Genomic DNA, 21,562 nt, shown 5'->3' with positions numbered 1-21,562 from the left:
CTTACTCATTCCCTCCCCATCACTTGCCCATTTCTTACCTATTTCTCGCCTATCCCTTGCCCATCCTTTACTATTCCTTCCCCATACCTTGTCCTGCCTTGCGCTCACTTGCCCAAAAAGGGGAGCGCCGACCACAAATAGAACATGGCGGGGTCAGGAATCTCCTGAGCACCTCCATGTTCTATTTGTCGGATTATTGTTTTCGCACTATTGTTTTCGCATCATTTTTTCCACATTTTTTTGTGCACATTATTTTTAAACAGCTGAACATCTCATCAGAGAATACACCTAGTCGACAACCCATCAAGTGCTACAAGAACAACTTTCACGCCTTGTCGCTATCTGTTACTTCTTCCATTTCTCTTATATAACAGCCTGTTCTAAATTTTAAATTTCTCAACGAGAACCAGCATTTCTTTGGCACTCTGTGTGTTAGCATCCGCCATTGCGGCTTCCTCAAAACTCTTTTCCACAATATCCGCCGTTTTCATTGCAATATCCTGCACACCAACCGCGCCTTCATTCACTGTGGCCGCCACTTGATTCACTGCAACGGTAATACTCGTGACTCCTTCACTCAAGTGATCCGCGGCAGATTCGAACTGATGCATCAATTCGTTGACCATCTGAGCATCCGTATTATAGCGCTGGCTGACCTCTATCAGCCGCCCGTAGTCCCCCAGAACATTTTGGTCGATAAAAGCAAGAATGGCCTCGGAGTTATCTTTCATTTGTTCAACAGAAGAATACACATTCTGCACAACGCTCTGAATACCAGCTGCCGTGGCAGAGGATTTCTCGGCCAGCTTGCGGATCTCCCCAGCTACAACCGCGAACCCTTTGCCCGCTTCTCCCGCACGAGCAGCCTCAATCGCCGCATTCAAGGCCAAGAGATTCGTCTGACTTGTAATCGAGAGAATCGTATCCGTCAGTACATTGATCTCCGCAATCGCGTGGGAGCGCTCGATCGCTTTTTCCATATCGGTACGTACTGTTTCATATATCGCTTTGGCCTTATCTGTCGATGACATCGCATCATGCTGGAGTTCCAGCGCCCGCTGCGTAATCTGGCTGGACACTTCTGCACCCTCTCTGGCTCTGCCGGAGATCATATGTACATGGGTCTCAATCTCATGGATGGCCGCCGTCATTTCCTCGGTCGAAGCTGCCGTCTCCTCCATACCCGCTGACAGCTGTTCAGCAGTAGTCGAATTATCATGCGCATTCTCACGCACCTCAACCGATAGCTTCTCCAGAGTCTCGGCGTTGCCCAGCACCTTGGTCGAAATCGCAATCAGGCTGCCAGCCATCTCCCGAAGCACTACACGTGTCTCAAACATCGCCTTGGCAATGGTACCTGTCTCATCCTTATTTTTAACCAAATACTCGTATTGTGCATCGTACTTCAAGTCCAGCTTGGCCGTCTGATTAATCATATCGGTCAGCTTAACAATCGGAGACGAGATTCTACGAGCCAGCCATAATCCAGTGAGCAAAGTGACTAGCAGAATTCCCAGCCCAAGCAGCAAAATAAACCTCGTCATTGCTTCAACTGGTCGCTTGATTTCGTGAATATCACCCGTTAATACCAGTGTCCATTTAGTATCTGGCAGCACCGTGAAGGAGGCTTTCTTCTGCACACCATTATAGACATATTCCACAGAAGCGTCCTTTGGTATAACCCCAGCCTGGATTTGCTCTACGACAGATTTGACTTGTGCGTTCTCCACAGCGGTTCCTACTTTACTCTTATCGGGATGATAGAGAATAATTCCTGTCTCATCTACGAGGTAGGCATAAGAAGACGGGGCATTAACTGCTTTGGCGTTGTCCAAATATTGTGTGATGCTATCAGTCGTTACGGCAGAGGCTATGAACCCGACCATTTTGCCGTCACTCTTCACCGGGTGGACAAAAGCAATGATAAAGGCACCCGTTAATTTCGATTTCAGCGTTTCGCTGATTACCGGCTCACCGGTGGCCAGTACGCTTTTCGTATAGGCTCTATCCCCCACGCTAACTCCTAGCAATTTTGTGTCACTGTCTCCGACGATTGTCCCATTCATATCGACCACAAACATATGCTCCAGATTGCCGGCGTCTTTCACCAGGCCCTGCAGCCTAGTGTTCACCTTATTCTGCAAAGGGTCGCCGGTCTGAATGTCTCCTTTACCTGCTTTTAGAAGCAGTTCGGCAATTTCTGTCTGTCCGGCAACCAGTGCAACACTTTTCTTTTCCTTGTCGATCATAATTTCAATATTCTCTGCTTTGTTGTCTGTGACTTGCTCCATTGAAGATTCTGTAAGATTGAGTATCGTGTGGGTTGACTTGTTGTAGGCGAATATACCCATTACTGAAGTGGAAAATAGGGTTATTGCAATTAGCATGATCGATAATTTTATTCGAATCTTCATCGTACTCGACACCCTTCCCGGCATGATCTAATCTTTTAAGGAATCCAATAGTTGCAGTCATTATTATTACCATTACTATCGGATTTGGGTCCATATTAATGAATATATAAAGTCGAAATACAGTAAAATAGATCATATTTTGTCGAAATGTAAATTTTAATGTTTTCAAAGTTTAAATTAATGAAAAAACAGGCGGTGTTTTCCACCGACCTGCCTGGTCTTTTATCCTACCTTATGGAATATCATCCGGTTCTTTAGACACCTTGGGGAAACAAAGCATCCCTAGCTGGACAAGGCTGCTTATCCAGAAATTGAGCCAGTGGTCCTGGCATGTTGCTGTACAGATCTTTGAGCGCAGTTCCATTATAGATGTTGCCAATGATAACTGGATGACAGAGTTCGGAGATCAGGATATCGCCATTGCCATGCAGATGGAGCTGTTTTTTGCCCTCAATGCAGTGCGGGAAATACACGCCCGGCTGTTCCTGAAAGCCCATCTCCTCCATAAAACGGTCCATGCAAGTAAAGTACAGCGTGGTATCGTCTTTTTTACGAGAAATCAAATCGTTCACGGCCTGCTTAAGCTGCTCCCGAGCAGCGATGGCTTTCCAGCCAGTATGCCCCATGATGATGCTATTCTGAATCTCATGAGTCCGTACCCCCATATCATAGACGTGATCGCTGATCTCATTCATGTTATCCTGCGTTTCGCTGAATAGCAGCGTCTCCAGTACAGTGTCCACCGGGGTGGCCGCGAAAAGGCTGATATTCTCTCTGATTTTCTTATAGATACTAGGGTGGATATTATAATACTTGGAAAAGGCCTCCGCCGTAGTGAAGTTGAAGGAAATATGTATGGTGGTCAATCCAGCCTGCACCAATTGATTGATTCGTTCGGCACTCAGCAGACTGCCATTGGAGTTCAGCTGCGTCTGAATCCCCCGGGAAGCACAGTAGGCGACAATGTCTACGCAATCCTGAAATTTCAACGTCACTTCACCGCCGGACAGACGTACTCTTTTGAGCCCCGGCAGTTCTTCCAGAATCCGAATCACTTCCTTGCCATCAATACTTTGCCCGTCATTTCGGTTGTAAGCACAGCAGTAATCACAGCGGAAATTACAGTTGGAGGTGACCCCAACTTCCAGCCCCTCCAGTTCGTATGTCAACGGTTTGTCTAGCTCCAAGGATTTATATTTCATGTTCACAAGTCCTCCTGCAAAATAATAAGTACCTTTTAAAGGTCAACCTTAGTGATTATAAAGGTTTGTGGCTCAGGATTATGTGACTTTTATTCTATGTAAATCGAAACCAGATTAGATAGCGCTCCTACAGTTCCAAACTTCCCCCTCGATCCTCCTCGCTTTTTGTAACCGCAGCAAAAAACCCCTCACTACTTCGAGGGGGTTCCGCTTCATTATCTTATCTATTACATTTGATCGTTCTATTTGCTGTTCAGAAAAGCCTTGGGCGACACATAGATGAATCGTTCCGCCCGAGCCATGACATGGAATTTTTGCTCCGGGAAATGACGGTAGAGATAATCCACAAAGTAACCTGGATTCTCGGCATTTCCCGCAAAAATATCATAGTGCAGCGGAATAACCGTCTCGAATCCCGCTACGGCCGCAAACTCCGCAGCCTCCCGGTAATCCATATTTCCGGCAATGTCGCGCTGGTTGCGGAAATAATCACGCCCGTTGATCGGCAGCATCGCTAGATCAATCGACTGGCGGCTAACTGTCTCAATTAACTCTGGGAACAATACGGTGTCCCCTGCATGATAGAGTGTGACCCCGTTCAGCTGAAGAATGTATCCGACATAATGCGGAAGGCCTTCGCTGTCTCTGTCCAGCTGCTCATGCGAGGCTGTAACAGGCAATACCTTCAGCTTGGGTCCCATACTGATCCAGTTCTCCGGCTTCGCGGTCAACAACTGATCTTCCTTCACACCCAGTTCGTGCAATTGTGCTGCGCATACGGCCGGAGCCATAAAGCGGACATCACTATTGTTCTTCACAATAGAAGGAATCGAACCCGTATCCAGGTGGTCCAGATGATCATGTGTGATCAGGCAGATATCGGCATTCGTGATATCTTCAGGCCCGATCGGCGCGGGATAGGTACGATGCGGATTCTCGGAAACATAGGGATCTATGTAGACGGTAACCCCGTCCCCTTTGACAATGACGCTCTCCTGCCCAAGAAACCATACCGCCAGAGTACCGTAAGGAACCTCTGTTTCATTTACTTCCTGGATAATGCTTTGACCTTTACGCGAATTCTGTGTACTCATAGCTGTCTCCTGCCTTTCTGCTTCAAGCCTGCTGTGATCCTGTTCAACAGGGCGATTGTCGGATGCATATCCTTAGAATTCCACGGATTTGCTCATTTCAGCCAAGGCCGGCTGCCCGATAATGCCGATCCGCCAAATGGCAATGCCTTTGAGACCATATCGTTTGGCCAGCCCGATCTTGGCATTAACAGAGCTCTCATTCTCACTATATACGGAAATGCCGAGAATGAGTTTTTCTTTACTGACCTGCTGCAGGGCCAACCGGATGCCCTCATCGACCTTGTTAATTGGTTCAGGCCGGGATTCATCCTCATAGGCATAAGCCATGATGATCAGGTCATCCGCCAAGCTTCCGAGTGTCTTGTAATCATAACCTTTATAAGAGCTGTTAAGCGGGTGAAGAATAACGGTAAGCTTCAAGTCTGCTGCCTTGGCTTTGGCCGATAGGTTCTTGACAAAAGCATTGTACTCTCCTTGCACCTTCGCCTTGTCCCCGGTAAGTCCGAGTCCCTCTAAATCGAGTGCAATTCCTTTAAAACCTTTTTGGGACGCAGTATCCACAATCCCGTTAATAGTCTGCTCCTGAAGCACCTTGTCCTCCAGGTTCTTGGTCAACTCAAGCTTCCCATCCACGGAATAGACCATCAGGTAAGGTTCGGTTCCTCCGGCAGCCGCATTCAGAACAAGAGATTCCGGTGTCACATCTCCCGCTGGCTTCGGCCATCTGAAGTCATCACCTGAAGTTGTAAAGTTCCCACTGCGGTCAATCCGACTCCAGCCGAAAGCTACGGCGTCAAAGCTCGGGATCAGCGATACCTCTCCATAAGCCCCTTGCGCATAGAAGCCGAGCTTATACATGTCCGTCTTCGGCGAAGTGATAGAGACGGTCTTGGTGGCCTGATCCCAGGTCACCGCCGCACCGAACTGCCCACTGAAAAAGCTCAGCGGAATCATCGTGGTACCACGTACATTTTGCGGAGCGACGGCCAGTTTGACCGTTCCGCCATTCACGGTGGCATCCTTGCTACCGAGTGTAAGAACAACTACCTTGGCGTCAGCAGCACCCGCCTTGGTGGCTGTGATCTGCTTGGCACCTTGATTCCACTCCACCTTGATACCTAGCGCCTCAGATATCGCCCGGAAGGGCACCATAGTCGTTCCGTTCATCATAGCTGGTTCCACCGGAAAGGGTAACGGATATCCGTCCAGAATGATCTTAACCCCATCGGATACTGGGGCGGCCTCGGTAGTACTTGCCTGCAAGGCGGAGGCACTGCCCAAGGTGATAGCGAGGGATAATAAGAGTTTGCTGAACCGTTTCATAATGAGTCTCCAATCTAAGAGAATATGAATTTCAGTTTGCTATTCTATTTTTCTCCCTATCATTTTACCAAATATGATATATATAGCAAATTAAAGAAGACAATGTGGATATTTATATGAAGGCGCTGAGGAATACACCCACCGCACGCTCCGTATCAACCTCGACTGCTACCTCGATAAACTCCCCAACTTTAGGCTGTGGACGCAGGTCAGCAACGACCATTCCAGCCGTATGTTCACCCTTGCATTCCACCCGTACCTTCATCTGCCGAGTTGTGACTAGATCTGGTTGCAGAGCCACCATCAATGCCAAAGGATCATGCAGCGGCGCGCTTTCGATGAAATAGTTCACTTCTTGGTAGAATTTGAAGTAGTGAGTTAGCGACTCTTCCATGAACGCAATGATTTCCCGATTCTCTTCCCGTCCCTGGCGCTGTAGCAGGTTGAGGTGCTCCCGCGTAATAACTGTCTTCTGAGTGACATCCAGTCCTACCATCGTCAGCGGCAGACCCGAAGTGAAGACATGGTCGGCTGCTTCAGGATCACCCCAGATATTAGCTTCCGCCACTGGCGTTTTATTCCCCGGTCTGAAGACCGTTCCCCCCATCACAACAACCTTCTTCAACAGATTCTTCAGATTCGGTTCCAGCTCCAGCGCCTGGGACAGATTAGTCAGATGGGCCAGTGTGACCAGTACGATCTCGCCCGGATTCTCCTTGGCGATGCGAACAATAAACTCCGCTGCTGTTTCTTGGACTGGTTGCTGACTGGAGGAAGCCAGTTCCACCCCGCCGATCCCGTTCTCGCCATGAACACTAGTGGCATACCCTGCGGTTTTCTTCGCTAATGCTGTGCCTGCACCAACGGCCACCGGAATCTCATAACCAGGCTGTGCCAGTGACAGCAATCGAAGCGTATTCTCGGTAGCCTGCTCCACATCTACATTACCAAAAATCGTCGTAATCCCTTCAATCACCACATTCGGTGCTTTCAAGGCATATAAAATCGCGAGTGCATCGTCTATCCCTGTGTCTACATCTAAAATAAGTCTAGTTTGATCCATCTCTGTTTCCTCCTGTTAAATACATAATGTTATTGTGCGTTTATGGTTCCGACAGCTCTGACGAAGCGCTCCAGTGCTTCACGCAGCGTAGAACGCGGACAGGCCAGATTGATTCGCAGATAACCTTGGCCCTCGGTGCCGAAGATTGAGCCTTCATTGAAAGCTATTTTGGCTTCCTTGTACATTAGCTTCTTGAGGCCCGGAACATCAAGTCCAAGTGCACGGCAATCAATCCATAGCAGATATGTCCCATCCGAGCGGGTAATGACGATCTGCGGCAGATGACGTTCCAAATATTCGGTAGCATAGTGTACATTGCCGGCAATGTATTGAATTAGCTCTTCCAGCCAATCTTCACTTTCATTGTAAGCAGCCTTAACGACCTCTGCGACAAAATACCCAAGATTGTGCAGACCCAGCGCATCCAGTCTACGCTTGAATTTTCGCCGCAGCACCGGGTTGGAAGCCACGATAAAGGAGGTTTGCAGTCCTGGCAGATTGAAGGTCTTCGTCACAGACAATGCTGTCACCGTGATGTCCGCCAGCTCCGGAGACAAACCGGCAAACGAAAGGTATTTATGACCTTGAAACTCCATATCGCAATGAATGCCGTCCGAGATGACCGTCACTCCATACTGCAGGCACAACTCACCTAGACGCAGCAATTCATCACGTTCCCATATCCGGCCGACAGGATTATGCGGGCTGCACAGAATCATCAATTTTGCCCCGTCCTGCATTAGTCTTTCCAGACCTTCATAATCCATCTCATAACGGCCATCACGCTGCAACAACGGATTCTTGACAACCGTTCGGCCATTCATTTCTATCACATCATAGAATGGACCATAGACAGGAGTCTGTATAATCACTCCATCCCCCGGCTGACTGAACAGCTCCACGCATAACCCCAGGCTGACTACGACACCAGGCGAATTAACAATCCACTCCGGCTTCAATGCCCAATCATGCCTTCTCCCAAACCAGGAGATAATCGCTTCCTGATAGGAGTCATCACTGACGCTATATCCATAAAGTCCCTGCTCTGCACGGCGCAACAGCGCTTTTTTCACGGCAGGCGGGCTTTCAAAGTCCATATCAGCTACCCACAAGGGCAGAATATCTTCATTCCCAAACAGCTTTCCGCATTCGTCCCATTTGACGGAACCCGTATTGCGGCGGTTAATTACACGGTCAAAATCATATTTCAACTATCGTCACCTCATCATCTTGTTGTTCAAATATTGTACCATGGGCCGGGCAAATTAAACACGCATCCCTCTGCAGACAGCAAAAAGACGGCATCTGAAGCATGCCGCCTTTTCCAGAAATTATATTTTTGCTTTCGAGCCCGCTATGGTCCGGGCCACCTGCTCCAGAATATCCGACAGGGACGCCGGATTATGCACATCATAGTCGTCAATATTCAGACGCAGTACCGGACAAGCCTTAAACTCATCGATCCACACGGAATACCGGCGGTGCATCTGCTCCCAGTACGAAACATCCGTCTGAATCTCCATCTCGCGGCCGCGCTCATTAATCCGGGATAGGATGGATGGCAGACTGCCCTCAATGTAGATCAGCACATCTGGGTGCGGGAAATACGGCGTCATTACCATGGCTTCATAAAGACTGGTATAGGTCTCATAATCCGTCTTGGACATCGTCCCTTGATCCGCATGCATTTTGGCAAAAATACCAGTGTCCTCATAGATGGAACGATCCTGCACGAACCCTCCGCCCAGCTCGAACATCTTCTTCTGCTCCTTGAAGCGTTCCGCCAAGAAATAGATTTGCAGGTGGAAGCTCCACCGTTCAAAATCATGATAGAACTTCTCCAGGTAAGGATTATGATCCACCTGCTCCAGTGAGGTCTGGAAGCCAAGTCGGCTCGCGAGCGCACCTGTCAGTGTCGATTTACCTACACCCACGGTTCCGGCCACCGTTATGATTGCGTTCTCCGGGATTTGATATTGGTTCATTCTATAAGCTCCTTTACTTTTGCGGCAATTTCTTCATAATGGGTACGATTCTCCACAAAATCAACCGTATTACCATCTATGGTCATAATGATCGTGGACGGCTCACGAGCAGCCAGGGAACTCATCGCATCATCGTAATCCTCGATCAGCTGCTGCAGATAGGCCTTGTCCATGCCCTCTTCAAAAGAGCGGCCGCGCTTTGCAATTCTAGCCAGCAGGGTGTCGAGATCTGCTCTTATATATAGAATGATATCCGGCTTCGGCAGATCATCGGTAAGCACATGGTAGATTTGGCGGTACTTATCCCGCTTCGTCCCCTTCAATGTCCGCTCGCTAAAAATCAGATTCTTATAAATATGATAATCCGAAATCACCGGCTTGCCCTTCTCTATATACTGGGTAATCGTATCCTCCAACTGCTTGTACCGATTGCAGAGAAAGAACATCTCCAGCTGAAAGCTCCAATCGTCCATGTTCTGATAGAACTTGTCTAGGAACGGATTCTCTTCAACGATTTCCTTAATAATAGGAAGGTGCAAAGTCTCTGCCAGCATCGAAGACAACGTAGTTTTCCCTGCTCCGATCGGCCCTTCCACAGCAATAAATGGCGCTTTTCTCATTGATGCTGAATTCCTCCTCCAAATACGGACCCCTGCTCTAAAAACAGACTGAATTATTGTATCACAGCGGCGTCTATTTTCGCATAATAAAAATTTTAAATGATAACGGTAAACTGGATCTGCCCCGCACCGCTATTTGAGAGATGTACGACTTTCATACCGTTATATCCTAGAAGGAAACTTTTTGAAAAAAGATGCGTCTAACCTTGGAGTGATACATTCTATATTTTACCAATTAAAATATCCGAGGTGCAAAGTTAATGAAGACAAAATTCTTCCTTCTCAGTCTGATGTTGAGCCTTTCGCTGGCAGCGAGTGCTTCTATCGTCAGTGCAGATCCTGCTTCCACCGGTAAAATTACTTCCTACAGTCAAGAATCCCTGATCAAAAGCGATGGCAGTCTGTGGGTATGGAGCTACAATCAGCCTGTTCCTACCCAAATCTCTGGTTTATCGGATGTGCAGGCCATCTTTGACAACGGTTATGTTCTGAAGAAGGACGGCTCACTCTGGCTGTGGGAACGGAAAGGCCGTGATCTGATCATTGAACTGGTCCCTGTCAAAGGATTGGAACGGATTGTTGATGTCTTCCGCTATGGACACACCACACTGGCCCTGAATGAACAGGGCGATGTATTCGCCTCTATTCCGAATGAGGAGGTCTCAGACCCTGCCGCGTTCACTCCAGTAACTGGCATCGATAATGTCGCGGCTATACAGGGCTACTATGCATTTGAAGAGGAACAATATCTCTTTCTGAAGAAAGACGGGTCTGTCTGGAAGGATAATAATAGATTACAGTCCTTTGAGCCGGTTCAGGGGTTAAACGATGTCGTACAGATTGCCCACAATATGGCCCTTAAGGGGGACGGTACCGTCTGGACCTGGCCCGCCACCTTTGAACGAAAGAGCGCAAAACCAAAGGCCATGATCCCGGTGCAGCTTCAATCGCTAGCCAACATCAAAGCGATCAGGCATAATAGCTACTCCAACATTGCGATTGACGGCGAATCCCGTCTTTGGTTCTGGGGGGCGACCATCACGGGAGTCTCGGATGGAACTACATGGAATGATAATCCGGTACCTGTCCTCCTGAGCGGGATCAAGCATGTGCAGGATGCTTTTGTCGTGGAGAACTCTCTTCTTGCCCTGACCACGGACGGCAAGCTCTTCGCTGCCTCCACCTACCGCACCTCCATGCCTGCGGATGCCGAATTTGAACAGATTGTCTCGGAAGTACAATCCATCCGCAGCGGTCCGCGCCATATCATTATGCAGAAGCAGGACGGCACACTCTGGGGCTGGGGTGTGAACAAGCATGCTGAATTGGGTTATGGTGACTATGATTTCAGCCATTATAAGCCAGTACCTGTACAGAATCCGATCTCGGTCTCGCTAAACGGTGAGAATGTAGCGCTGACCAGCGGAGTCATTACAAAGAACGGACAGAATTTCATTCCCCTCCGTTCCGTGTTTGAGAAGCTGGGTGCTAAAGTGACCTATGATCAAATGAATAAGTTAGCAACTGTGGCCCGCACCGATGAAGGTAAACCTACCATTACCATCAATGTCAGTGCTACGAGTGGACAGACTAGGGTCAATAATGAGCTGGTTACACTCCAGAATAAACCGTTCAATACCAATGGAATCCTGTATCTGCCGCTGCGGTTTATCAGTGAAAAGCTGGGTGCAACCGTAGAATGGCTGCCGCAGGAGGATCGGATTGCCATCACCATGAAGTAAGCAGAGAAACACAGACGATTCATACGAGATAAAAACAACAAAGGAGCTTCCAAAAGCCGTAAACGGCTATTGGAAGCTCCTTTTAATGATGTATAAGATTAGGACAGACGACCACTGAAATCCTCGAATTGGAATTCGCGGATAACCTTGAGGCCCTCTTCTTCGTTGTAGGAAGCAATCGCTGGCAGATTCACACCGTTGAACATGTGATTCTTCACCATGGAGTAGTGCGCCATATCCAGGAACACGAGCTTATCGCCGTACTTCAGAGGCTCCTTGAAGGAGTAGTCGCCAATGACGTCTCCTGCGAGACAGGTCATGCCGCCCAATCTGTACGTGTACGGATGTTCACCCGGCTCACCGGCTCCGATAATACCAGGGCGGTAAGGCATAGCCAGAACGTCTGGCATATGACACTCTGCAGAGGTATCCAGAATGGCAATATCCATTCCGTTGTGCATCACGTCGAGAACAGTAGCTACCAGATATCCGGTGTTCAGAGCAACAGCTTCGCCCGGCTCCAGATAAATCTCGAGATCGTACTTCTCTTTCATGTACACAATACAGCGAACCAGAGTATCCAGATCATAATCCGGACGGGTAATATGATGTCCCCCGCCGAAGTTCAGCCATTTCATACCATGCAGGTATTCACCGAACTTCTCTTCAACGACCTTCAGCGTCCGCTCCAAGGTATCGGAGTTCTGCTCACACATCGTGTGGAAGTGTAGTCCATCAATGCCTTCCAGCTCTTCTGGACGGAAGTTAGGTAGCGTTACGCCCATTCTGGAGAAAGCGTAGCACGGATCATACAGCGGAATCTCAAGCTCTGAATATTCCGGGTTAACGCGGATACCGCAGCTGATCTTCTTCGGTGCACTCTGTACCCGATCCTTGAACCGGTTCCATTGATCGAAGGAGTTAAACACAATATGATCACTGTAGCTCATGATTTCGTCGAATTCACGGTCCATGTAGGCCGGAGCGTAGACATGAACTTCTTTGCCCATTTTCTCATAGCCAAGTCTGGCTTCGAACAAGGAGCTGGAAGTCACACCATGCAGGTACTTACCAACGAGCGGATACATGGAGTGCATGGAGAAACCTTTCTGGGCCAAGAGAATCTTGGCGCCAGAGCGTTCCTGCACAGAATTCAGAACTTCAAGGTTGCGAACCAGCAATCTCTCATCCACAAGATAGCTGGGCGACGGCAGGCTGCTGATATCAATACCGATTTCCTTCATTGGCCTTAGTCAAGCAGCGTTGGCGAGAAATCTTCTTGCCAAGGCAATCCTTGTTTGTTCAGTTGCTCCATGAATGGATCTGGATCGAACTCTTCAACGTTGTATACGCCCGGTTTGTTCCAGATGCCTTTCAGGATCATCATCGCACCGATCATCGCCGGAACGCCTGTTGTGTAAGAGATCGCTTGGGAGCCTACTTCTGCGTAGCACTCTTGGTGATCACACACGTTGTATACATAGTAAGTCTTAGGTTGGCCGTCTTTGGTACCTTGGATGATACAGCCAATGTTTGTTTTACCCTTAGTTCTTGGTCCCAGGGAAGCTGGATCTGGCAGAATCGCCTTCAGGAATTGCAAAGGAATGATTTCTTTGCCTTCGTAGACAATCGGCTCGATGGAAGTCATACCTACATTCTCAAGCACCTTCAGGTGGTTCAGGTAGTTCTGGGAGAAGGTCATCCAGAAGCGGATTTTCTTCACTCCCTTGATGTTAACCGCAAGGGATTCCAGTTCCTCATGGTACAACAGGTAAATGTCCTTCGGACCGATTTCCGGAAGGTCATATACTTTTTTCTCGGACAACGGTGGTGTTTCGATCCATTTGCCATCCTCGAAGTAACGTCCATTAGCAGTAATTTCACGAATATTTATTTCAGGATTGAAGTTGGTTGCGAACGGGTAACCGTGATCACCTGCATTGGCATCCACAATATCAATCGTATGAATTTCATCAAAATAGTGTTTTTGCGCATAAGCAGTGAACACGCCAGTCACACCTGGGTCAAAGCCGCTGCCCAGCAGCGCAGTAAGACCTGCTTTTTCGAATCTTTCCTTGTAAGCCCACTGCCAGGAGTACTCGAACTTCGCAGTATCCTGTGGTTCATAGTTTGCAGTATCCACATAGTGAACACCGGTTGCCAGACAGGCATCCATAATGGTCAGGTCCTGATAAGGGAGAGCCACATTAATGACAACATCCGGTCCGAAGCTCTTGATAAGCTCGATAACTTCCTCCGTATTGTCCGCATCAACTTGTGCCGTCTGAATCTTCGTACGGCCACCATCTAATTTATCTTTCAGCGCGTCGCACTTCGCAACCGTTCTGCTTGCAATACAAATCTCTTCGAACACATCCGGATTCTGGCAGCATTTATGAACAACAACACTGGAAACACCGCCAGCGCCAATAATTAACGCTTTTCCCAAATTAATAACCTCCTAAATTCCATATGCAAAATCAACAAGGCTGATTATACAGAATAGTTCCCAAATAATCAATAAAAACCGACAAAAAATGATATCTTTTGAGTAAAATCTTTGATTTTCTCCGTTAATACTCTGCAATTCACCGAAATACACTGAAATGCTCTGTTTTCCTGTGAATTATTCTTTTAATTTCAAAAAATCCATACGGAGAGAACTAAAATTAGACAACTAGATTATTGTATCACAGCAACCCCTCAGTGGATACAAATTTTTCACAAATCAATGATATAACTCACCTTCCCTGCAACTCGGCAAAAATCCTTTCCGTTTCGGACGGATTCTTAGTGTTGTACACCACATAGATATCTGGCAATTTGATCACAATATACGGCGGAGAATTTCTGTAGGTATACAGTTTGGTCTTCCCGTAGGTATCCAGCTTGAAGTTGCCTATAGCTACTGTATCCATTGAGATCCCATTTGTGCGCCTTGCGCGCGGCAAAAAGTTCACAAGTGTTATCTCCTCAGCATCCTTTAGATTGAACTTGTAGTTGTACAGCGGATATTCTATACTTACCCCTCCATTCCCGCCCACCGTAAGATGTGGAGTTGCAAATTCCGCCTGCACAGTCATCCAGCCCGTTCCGATAAGGACAACTGGCACAAATACAAAAAGACTGCGATATATACTTTTACCCACTTTTGTCCCGATGTTAATCGTTGTGCCAATCCCAACCCGCTTCGGTACCATAAGTGAGCTGTCGCTCGGGTTATTATATGTAGTCCCATTAATCCAATACTCATCATCATCGGTAAAAAAGACCTCTCCCAGCCGAGTGATGTTCGCCGATACTGTCTGCACTTTGTGGTGCACCAGCAGAATACCAAGCACAGCAAGAACGCTAACGATAATAACACCCGCTATCCATAGTGTATTCCCCGGGAAGCTCTCGCTCTGAATAACATAGACGAGCAAGACAGCACTGACACTGTTCAGAACGGCGAGCCCAAGCCAGAGCAGCGACCAGTACCGCAGGCTGATCCGGTTAAGCCTCACATTAAGTTCACTGTCTGTGCTGTACACCTTCGGCTTCATTTTGCCAAAAGCCCGGAATATGACAAGCATCAGCACTACCATCGCCAAGGCAGCCGCTCCGATCACCTGATTCTCTCCGTCTCCCTGATCCATCATGAATGGGATAGCTCCAATGATCGCAGGCATAATAAACCAATAAGGGGAGATCAGCATCCGCTCCTTGAGCAGGGAAAGCTTGGTATCCGCCCGGACAACCCTTTTCTCTCCTACAAACCATTCATTCCTCGCTTTGATCTCCTTGGCGGCATGGTGTGCTTTCAGGAAGGGGATTCGAAGTACATACATCATGACGGCTGTCCAGACCATCATGTAGATAAAGGACAATGAGAAATATTTCATTAGAAATAGAAGAGGAAGTAAAGCAAGTAGTACCCATACAGTGTAGACAGAGAACCTTTTTTTACTTGTCACCCGCAAGCGCGTCAGTTCTTCATCCTCCATCGCTTCAGGCGGCAGACTCACACCAAACCACAGGCTTTCCCTGGGCTTCAACGCAGCCAGATATACCCCGAGCACGATGGCACAGATAATAAGTGACAAGAACAAAAAAAACAGAGTCATTAAACTACCTCCTATTCGGAAATGGGTTTTGACCTAAAGGTTACAGCTTTAAAAATCCCTTCACACATCTGCATGAACTCATCGCGGGGAATTCCCTTCAAACTTGCTTCTGAGATGACCAGACGCAGCTCATTCTCAAGCTTCGTTTTAAACTCCACCTCTCCCTCCGCCAGCGGCATGACCGTAGCCCCGTGCCTGCGATCAATGGAGATAAATCCCTCATTCTTCAAAATGGCATAAGCCTTGTTCACAGTCATCGCGTTCACACCGAGGTCTTGTGCCATTTGCCTGACGGTTGGCAATTTCTCACCGTAAGCCAGTGCTCCCGAACCAATACCGATTACGATTTCGTTGCGGAGCTGGACATAGATCGGAAGCTCACTTTTAAAATCCAGAGTAATGATCATAGAGCCTCCTGTATAGCTGTTATTTGGGCATTTGTATTACATATACTAATACAGATAATACTTAAAGTAAAATTTTTCTATTATGTCAAGTGAAAATTAAGATTCAGACATAGAGACAGAACTCAGCGTTATTTTATTGAAGTTAGAGCTATAGCTCGCCAATCGCCAATCTCCCAATCCCTATACTTGTCTTGATAACGGCCAAAATGATGCATCTCCCCCAACTAAGAGCATTTTTGTACCTTAAATTTCTTGAAAAGAGGATAAAAAGGAAAATAAGATCATTTTTGTATCCTATTTCTCTAAAAATAACCTCAATAGTACTTATTCAGAAAATTTAATGTACAATATTGCCCTTAATTCCCACTAACCCTTGGCTACAGAATATTTAGGGTACAAAAATGCACTTAATTACACTTCGGTAATCACGATATCCTTCGTGAAGACTTGTTTCAGCAGCAACGCAGGAGCTTCCCAGGTCAGGTCTAACATTCTTACTACCCATTGTTCTAGTACTTCCCTTCCAGTTCGCCAACATTAGAGAGATTTCCTTACCAGGTAGCTTATACAAAAAAAAGGATGCCCCTCAGCCATAACTGGCCCCGGGACATCCCTTCGTTCGTATCTGTAGATGCTATTACTTCAGGTTAATCAGATTGCTGATGATAACCGCTGCCTGAGCGCGGTTGGCAACACCTTTCGGTCCGAACGTGTCGGCTGTTAAACCTTGTACAACACCTTCTTGGGCAAGCAGCGCTACCGCTTCTTTACCGTAGGAAGCAATACTTCCTTTATCCTTAAAGGTTGCAAGTGTCGCGTCAACGTCGCTTACAGACTTGCCTTTGAATTTCTTCAGGGCATTAGCGGCAATGATCGCCATTTCCTCACGTGTAATCGCACGCTTCGGATCGAATTTGCCTCCGCCTACACCGTTGATCAAGCCGTTGTTGACCCCGGACGCGATGTAGCTGTAAGACCAATCCGTTGCTTTCACATCGCTGAAGGAAGCCTCTGCCTTCTCGTCAAACAAATCAAAGGCACGCACGATCATAGTGATGAATTCAGCACGTGTAACTTCTTTCAGCGGCGCAAATGAATTCTCACTTACACCTTTAATAATACCTTTTTCCGTCAGTTCCTTAATGGCATCAGCTGCCCAAACCACTTTACCCAGGTCTGTGAAACTTGCCACAGGAGCAGACGGTTGAACTGTTGGAGCTGGTGTCGCTGTCGGTGCTGGGGTTGCAGTTGGTGCAGGAGTTACAACAGGTCCGCTGCCACCCGATGACACCGACGGTGGAGTCTCCAGGACACCATTATCCATACCGTCTGCTTCAGTCGCAGCCGGAGAAGAAGCATAGATCGCATTAGCCAACAAACGGAACTGGTTCTGCGGATGATATTTGTTCAACAGGTCATTTGCAAACAACGTTACATTCAAGTTCTTCTGCTTGTAGCTCAGAGCCAATACTTGGTCCTTAGCAGCACTACTATTCGGCCACCAGCCGGCTTTGAAGAAATCATCGCCGTTGCCGTATTTAGCCAGCACTTCTGCACCCTCTGGAACGGAAGTAATATAAGCCGCCGACACAGTATACAGGTATTCAGAAGCTGCGTAAGGTGCTGTGATTACGTTGTCCTGGGAGATAACGGCCTTGAACAATCCTTCATGAGCGTCAGATTTTCCAGCTGCATTGACTGGGTTAGAATAATCCAGACCAGGCAGAACCTTAAGATTTTTGACTGTGCTCAGCATACTTCTTCCGTATCCGATAAACGGTTTACCAGAAGTAATCAGATTGGTTCCCGAGTTCACAAGAACGTCCGCTGCTGCTGTATCTGTTGTTACTTTAAATCCAAGATCAGCCACAATGAAGCCAGGTGCACCGCCAATGGCGACACTTGGAGCCTTCAAGAGCTTGCCTGTCTTATCTCCATCCGGATTGAATGGTACAAGATCCAGCAGATATTTGGAAGCAACGGTTCTTAAGTTCGATCTGGAGACGAGGAAGCTTCCTTTTTCATATCCATATCCGTCTTTTTCGAGCAGAGTTACAGCTTTTTTGTTCGCCAGCAGCTCATTCACTGCTTTGATCGCATCATTGTTGCTGTTACGGATTACGTAGTTTTGCTCGAATGGATAACGATCCAGGTTGGTGCTAGGAATTGCAATACTTGTAACTTGCTTTGTTGCTCCCTTAAAAGCATCAGCAGTGCGGATAATGTGACGGTCGAAACCGCGCATGTCCGCGAAGTTCTGTACAGTATCGGAATACATTTCATTGAAGTCGGATACGTTGAGTCCATCATACAGGACCAGGTTCGCAAATCCGCGTTTGGCCTGATGCATGTTCACGACATAGGTTCCTGCTGGGTAAGTGACAGAACCCACAGTAACACTAGTGGTAGTCTGTTCTACTTTGATATTGTTACGGAGCAGGTACTGTACCATTTTGTACGTTTCCAGCTCATTTTTTTGCAGGTTCTTGTCAACTGGCAGCACGTAATACTCAGGGAAGAAGTTTGCATTCTCGCCCCGCGGACGGCCAATCGGCTCGTACTTCGCATTAATCAGGTTCTTATCAACAGCTCTGTTGTCTTCATTGGTGATGCCGCGTTTGAAAATTTCCAGCTGATTAAGGAACAGCTCTTCCTTGTTATCCACTACAAAGCTAGTAGCTCCAAGGGCTGCATAATAGAAAGCATCCAAAGAGTCTTCGTTCAGCTCAGGAACCTCGATCGTATGTCCCATTGCGCCTTGGTGCATGGCGTATACAGCCGTGTAAGCTGGGGAAGCGTCATCCCATCCTGTAGCATACGTGCCGGATTTATCTTTGTAATTCGGATCATTCTTTTTATCTTCACTTTCCAAGTAAGGAATATGATAGGAATCATATTTAGTATTCGAAATCGCTGCGTTACCCATTGCTTTGGCTTGCTTAACCATGTTGTCCAAGACCAGGTCATACTCGATGTTAGGATCATGTGGCGGAGTGCAAGGCTCGATCAAGAAACCACTGACAAATCCGTGCATATCCAGGAAGCTAAGCGGCGTCCATTTGGCGATTTGCGCCGTTACCGCTTGAGTCTCGGGTTGAGTCTGGTAAGAGTTGTCCCGGTTAGGGTCCAGCAATGTAGCAGTAGCACGTGTGTTCAGCGCACGGCCATCCGGATTTTCTACATAATCGAGCAGGAAAATCACATTATCCAATGCCGAATCAATATCTAGTGATACTTTTTTAGCATTGCCTTTATCGTCAGTTGTGTCATAAGTTACTACTTTTTGTGTCATCAGCGTATCCAGGAACTTGATGATCACGTCTACCCCATTGGCTTCATCAGCGTGAATGTTGTTCAACCAGATAGGTACTTTATAGTCCTTCAGTTGACCGCTTCTGATCTTCGCTTGCAATGCAGCAGGGTCATTCATCATCAGTGGCAAGGTTTCATTCAAATATTGGTCTACCGAAGCCTTGTCTTTACCCACGATGGAGAAGTGGATTGCACGACCCTGAGTAGAAGTACCAATTTGCTGATATTCTACGTAGCGGTTGTACTTATTGTTGCTCGGCGCAGTGATGCGGTCAATCGCCGGCTTGATCTCATCGTATGTATGATAAGTGTCATACGGGTTCAACTTCACTGGCTGCTCTGCAACAACATATCCGGACGGAATGGAAGCTACCAGGTTGTATATCCCTGCACGCTTCACATACTCTGCACGGATACCGGAGAGCGACAGATTCTCGCCATACAAAAGGTCAAAATGAACGAGTGCTTTGACTTTAGAGCCAGAGACAGGCTCATAAGTCACCTTAATGAATGGATCGCCCGTATAATCTCTTACTTTCGAATCATTATTCCATTTCTTCCAAGCCGCCAGCGGCTTCATCTCTTCTGCATTTCTGCCGAAGTTCCAGATGATCTGGTCAGTAGTTGTGCCTTGCGGAAGGTCGAAGATGATTTCCAGTGTTCTGGCTTCCGTCATGGAAGCTTGGTATACCACAGTAGATACTGTAGGTGGTGCATAGACATTCGATGTTACCGATGGCTGGGATGTCCCTTCGGAAGACCCTGCTACATCAGTTGTAGGCGCTGTTACGTCTTGAGGTGCAATCTCGGTTACTGCTGGTGCGGCATAGGCGGCTGGAAGCAGTCCTGACATCACCAGGGTAAATGCAATTAACAAAGATAATAATCTTTTAGACATGGTAAACCCCCTGTATGTTCGTGTTGATAGATTTCTGACCGATACATCATGTCGGCTCTCTATAAAGCTATATTTCTAGCATTCCTCCATTCCAGCATATCTTTGAACCTCTCCGGAAAACTAACACTCCCATGTAAGAACCGGATTAATATGCAGAATAAACTATTATTATTCATATGAGATACTATAATATAGCATTTGTTTCAATTTCGGAAGCACTTTTATTAAAATATATTAAAAAAAATTAATATATTTTCTTCAGATGAACTGAAATTAGATAAAACCTATGCTTACGTACCCTCAAAAAATAGCCCTCCATTGAATGGAAGACTATTTTCCGGATTTCAATAATTACATTTTTGTAATATTTTACACTCTATTTTTGTTGCCTTTTTTCCAACTGAAAAGGATACGCCCAATATTGATAACTGACACAATTACAAGTAATGTTGTATTCCAAGTCCACGCCCCGGCACCATATAATAATGCCTGAGTCACTAACATAGCAATTGCTACCATAAACCCTATGATTATAACCACATCCGGTGCTTTACTGCCTTCTCCTTGCTTTTTCTTGTAAATGTTAAATAATAGACTGCACACAATAATAAATATCAGAATAGCAACTAGATAAACATTCATTTGAATCCCCCTCTCATATAAGACTAGCATGTACTATCCAAAATCTGTATGAGTCATTGAATCTGGATCTTCGACTATTTTCGACATGTAAAGTCACAAAAAGCGAGAAGGAATGAAAGGAATGGGCTGGAGCTGGGTTTGGGTTTGGGTTTGGGTTTGGGTTTGGGTTTGGGTTTGGGTTTGGGTTTGGGTTTGGGTTTGGGTTTGAGTCTGGGGCTGGAACTGTAAGAGCGAAGCGTTCGCTTGGAAGCTTTCCATAGGAAAGCTTCCACCTATATGCCTAAGCTATCGCTAGATTTCAAGCGCTAATTTATGAAGCCAACCTAAAACTCTAACAGAAGAACAGGCGTATTCTGATGAAGTTAGGGCTTTAGGGCCCAAATTCCCACTCCCCTATCCCCCTTTACCCGTCTTAACAGTAAAAAAAGCTTCCCCTTCCCAACTAGCGGCATTTTTGCACCTTATATTCATCAAAAGGATGTGAATAAGGAAAATAAGGGTGTTTTTGCATCTTATTTTCCGAAAAAGTATGCCCCAAGGGGTAATTCGGAAGATTTAAGGTGCAAAATCGCCCTTAATCACCGCTCTCCCTTAGATGCAGCGTATTTAAGGTACAAAATTGCCCTTAATTCCACTTAGGGAATTCTTATATTCATTATAGAGGATCTTTCATAAGTCATACACAAGAATAGCTCACTTTCAAGACGCAGCTACATACATAAAAAACAAGCTGCCCCTGAGTATCAGGAACAGC

At 46.8% G+C, this 21,562-nt stretch carries 15 protein-coding genes; 1 reads left to right on the top strand and 14 read right to left on the bottom strand.

All coding sequences use genetic code 11. The features are described 5' to 3' along the window. Positions 1–380 precede the first annotated feature (380 nt). From AC3Y23_RS13830 to AC3Y23_RS13795, 8 genes are all read right to left on the bottom strand, one after another. Entirely contained in the window at positions 381–2,414 is a 2,034-nt protein-coding gene (locus AC3Y23_RS13830) for a methyl-accepting chemotaxis protein (RefSeq protein ID WP_379199779.1), read from the bottom strand. A gap of 254 nt (positions 2,415–2,668) precedes the next feature. Continuing rightward, the gene (locus tag AC3Y23_RS13825; RefSeq protein ID WP_379199777.1) at positions 2,669–3,616 is read right to left on the bottom strand and encodes a radical SAM protein; all 948 of its coding nucleotides are present in this window, start codon (positions 3,614–3,616) and stop codon (positions 2,669–2,671) included. 242 nt (positions 3,617–3,858) lie between these two features. After that, positions 3,859–4,710: an MBL fold metallo-hydrolase gene (locus tag AC3Y23_RS13820; protein ID WP_379199775.1), complete on the bottom strand. Its 852-nt coding sequence runs from the start codon at positions 4,708–4,710 to the stop codon at positions 3,859–3,861. 72 nt (positions 4,711–4,782) lie between these two features. After that, entirely contained in the window at positions 4,783–6,033 is a 1,251-nt protein-coding gene (locus AC3Y23_RS13815; protein WP_379199773.1) for a stalk domain-containing protein, read from the bottom strand. 112 nt (positions 6,034–6,145) lie between these two features. Further along, positions 6,146–7,096, bottom strand: a complete 951-nt coding sequence (locus AC3Y23_RS13810; protein WP_379199771.1) for a nucleoside hydrolase — start codon at positions 7,094–7,096, stop codon at positions 6,146–6,148. Positions 7,097–7,125: 29 nt separating this feature from the next. Then, the gene (locus tag AC3Y23_RS13805) at positions 7,126–8,307 is read right to left on the bottom strand and encodes a MalY/PatB family protein (protein WP_379199770.1); all 1,182 of its coding nucleotides are present in this window, start codon (positions 8,305–8,307) and stop codon (positions 7,126–7,128) included. Between the two features lie 120 nt (positions 8,308–8,427). Further along, positions 8,428–9,081 (bottom strand): deoxynucleoside kinase, encoded by a 654-nt coding sequence (locus AC3Y23_RS13800; RefSeq protein ID WP_379199768.1) that lies wholly within the window; start codon positions 9,079–9,081, stop codon positions 8,428–8,430. Then, positions 9,078–9,701, bottom strand: coding sequence for a deoxynucleoside kinase (locus AC3Y23_RS13795; protein WP_379199766.1), 624 nt, complete (start codon positions 9,699–9,701; stop codon positions 9,078–9,080). Before AC3Y23_RS13795 ends, AC3Y23_RS13800 begins: the two co-directional genes overlap by 4 nt. Positions 9,702–9,961: 260 nt before the next feature. Here AC3Y23_RS13795 and AC3Y23_RS13790 point away from each other — a divergent pair, with 260 nt between their 5' ends. Further along, on the top strand, positions 9,962–11,443 hold the full coding sequence (locus tag AC3Y23_RS13790; protein WP_379199763.1) for a stalk domain-containing protein: 1,482 nt from the start codon (positions 9,962–9,964) through the stop codon (positions 11,441–11,443). Between the two features lie 98 nt (positions 11,444–11,541). Here the strand turns inward: AC3Y23_RS13790 and nspC are convergent, their stop codons facing one another. From nspC to AC3Y23_RS13760, 6 genes are all read right to left on the bottom strand, one after another. Continuing rightward, positions 11,542–12,678, bottom strand: coding sequence for a carboxynorspermidine decarboxylase (gene nspC / locus AC3Y23_RS13785; RefSeq protein WP_379199995.1), 1,137 nt, complete (start codon positions 12,676–12,678; stop codon positions 11,542–11,544). 14 nt (positions 12,679–12,692) lie between these two features. Then, positions 12,693–13,892 (bottom strand): saccharopine dehydrogenase family protein, encoded by a 1,200-nt coding sequence (locus tag AC3Y23_RS13780; RefSeq protein ID WP_175370424.1) that lies wholly within the window; start codon positions 13,890–13,892, stop codon positions 12,693–12,695. A 292-nt stretch (positions 13,893–14,184) separates the two neighbouring features. Beyond that, a complete protein-coding gene (locus tag AC3Y23_RS13775) occupies positions 14,185–15,549 on the bottom strand; it encodes a DUF5808 domain-containing protein (RefSeq protein ID WP_379199760.1) in 1,365 nt (454 codons plus the stop codon). A gap of 11 nt (positions 15,550–15,560) precedes the next feature. Continuing rightward, positions 15,561–15,956, bottom strand: coding sequence for a GntR family transcriptional regulator (locus tag AC3Y23_RS13770; RefSeq protein WP_379199758.1), 396 nt, complete (start codon positions 15,954–15,956; stop codon positions 15,561–15,563). A gap of 637 nt (positions 15,957–16,593) precedes the next feature. Then, a complete protein-coding gene (locus AC3Y23_RS13765; RefSeq protein ID WP_379199756.1) occupies positions 16,594–20,166 on the bottom strand; it encodes a M14 family metallopeptidase in 3,573 nt (1,190 codons plus the stop codon). A 369-nt stretch (positions 20,167–20,535) separates the two neighbouring features. Next, positions 20,536–20,808, bottom strand: a complete 273-nt coding sequence (locus tag AC3Y23_RS13760; RefSeq protein ID WP_379199754.1) for a hypothetical protein — start codon at positions 20,806–20,808, stop codon at positions 20,536–20,538. Between the last annotated feature and the right edge of the window lie 754 nt (positions 20,809–21,562).

It is taken from the genome of Paenibacillus sp. MAHUQ-45 (genome assembly GCF_058133325.1).
This window is presented reverse-complemented; position numbering and strand designations above follow the sequence as displayed.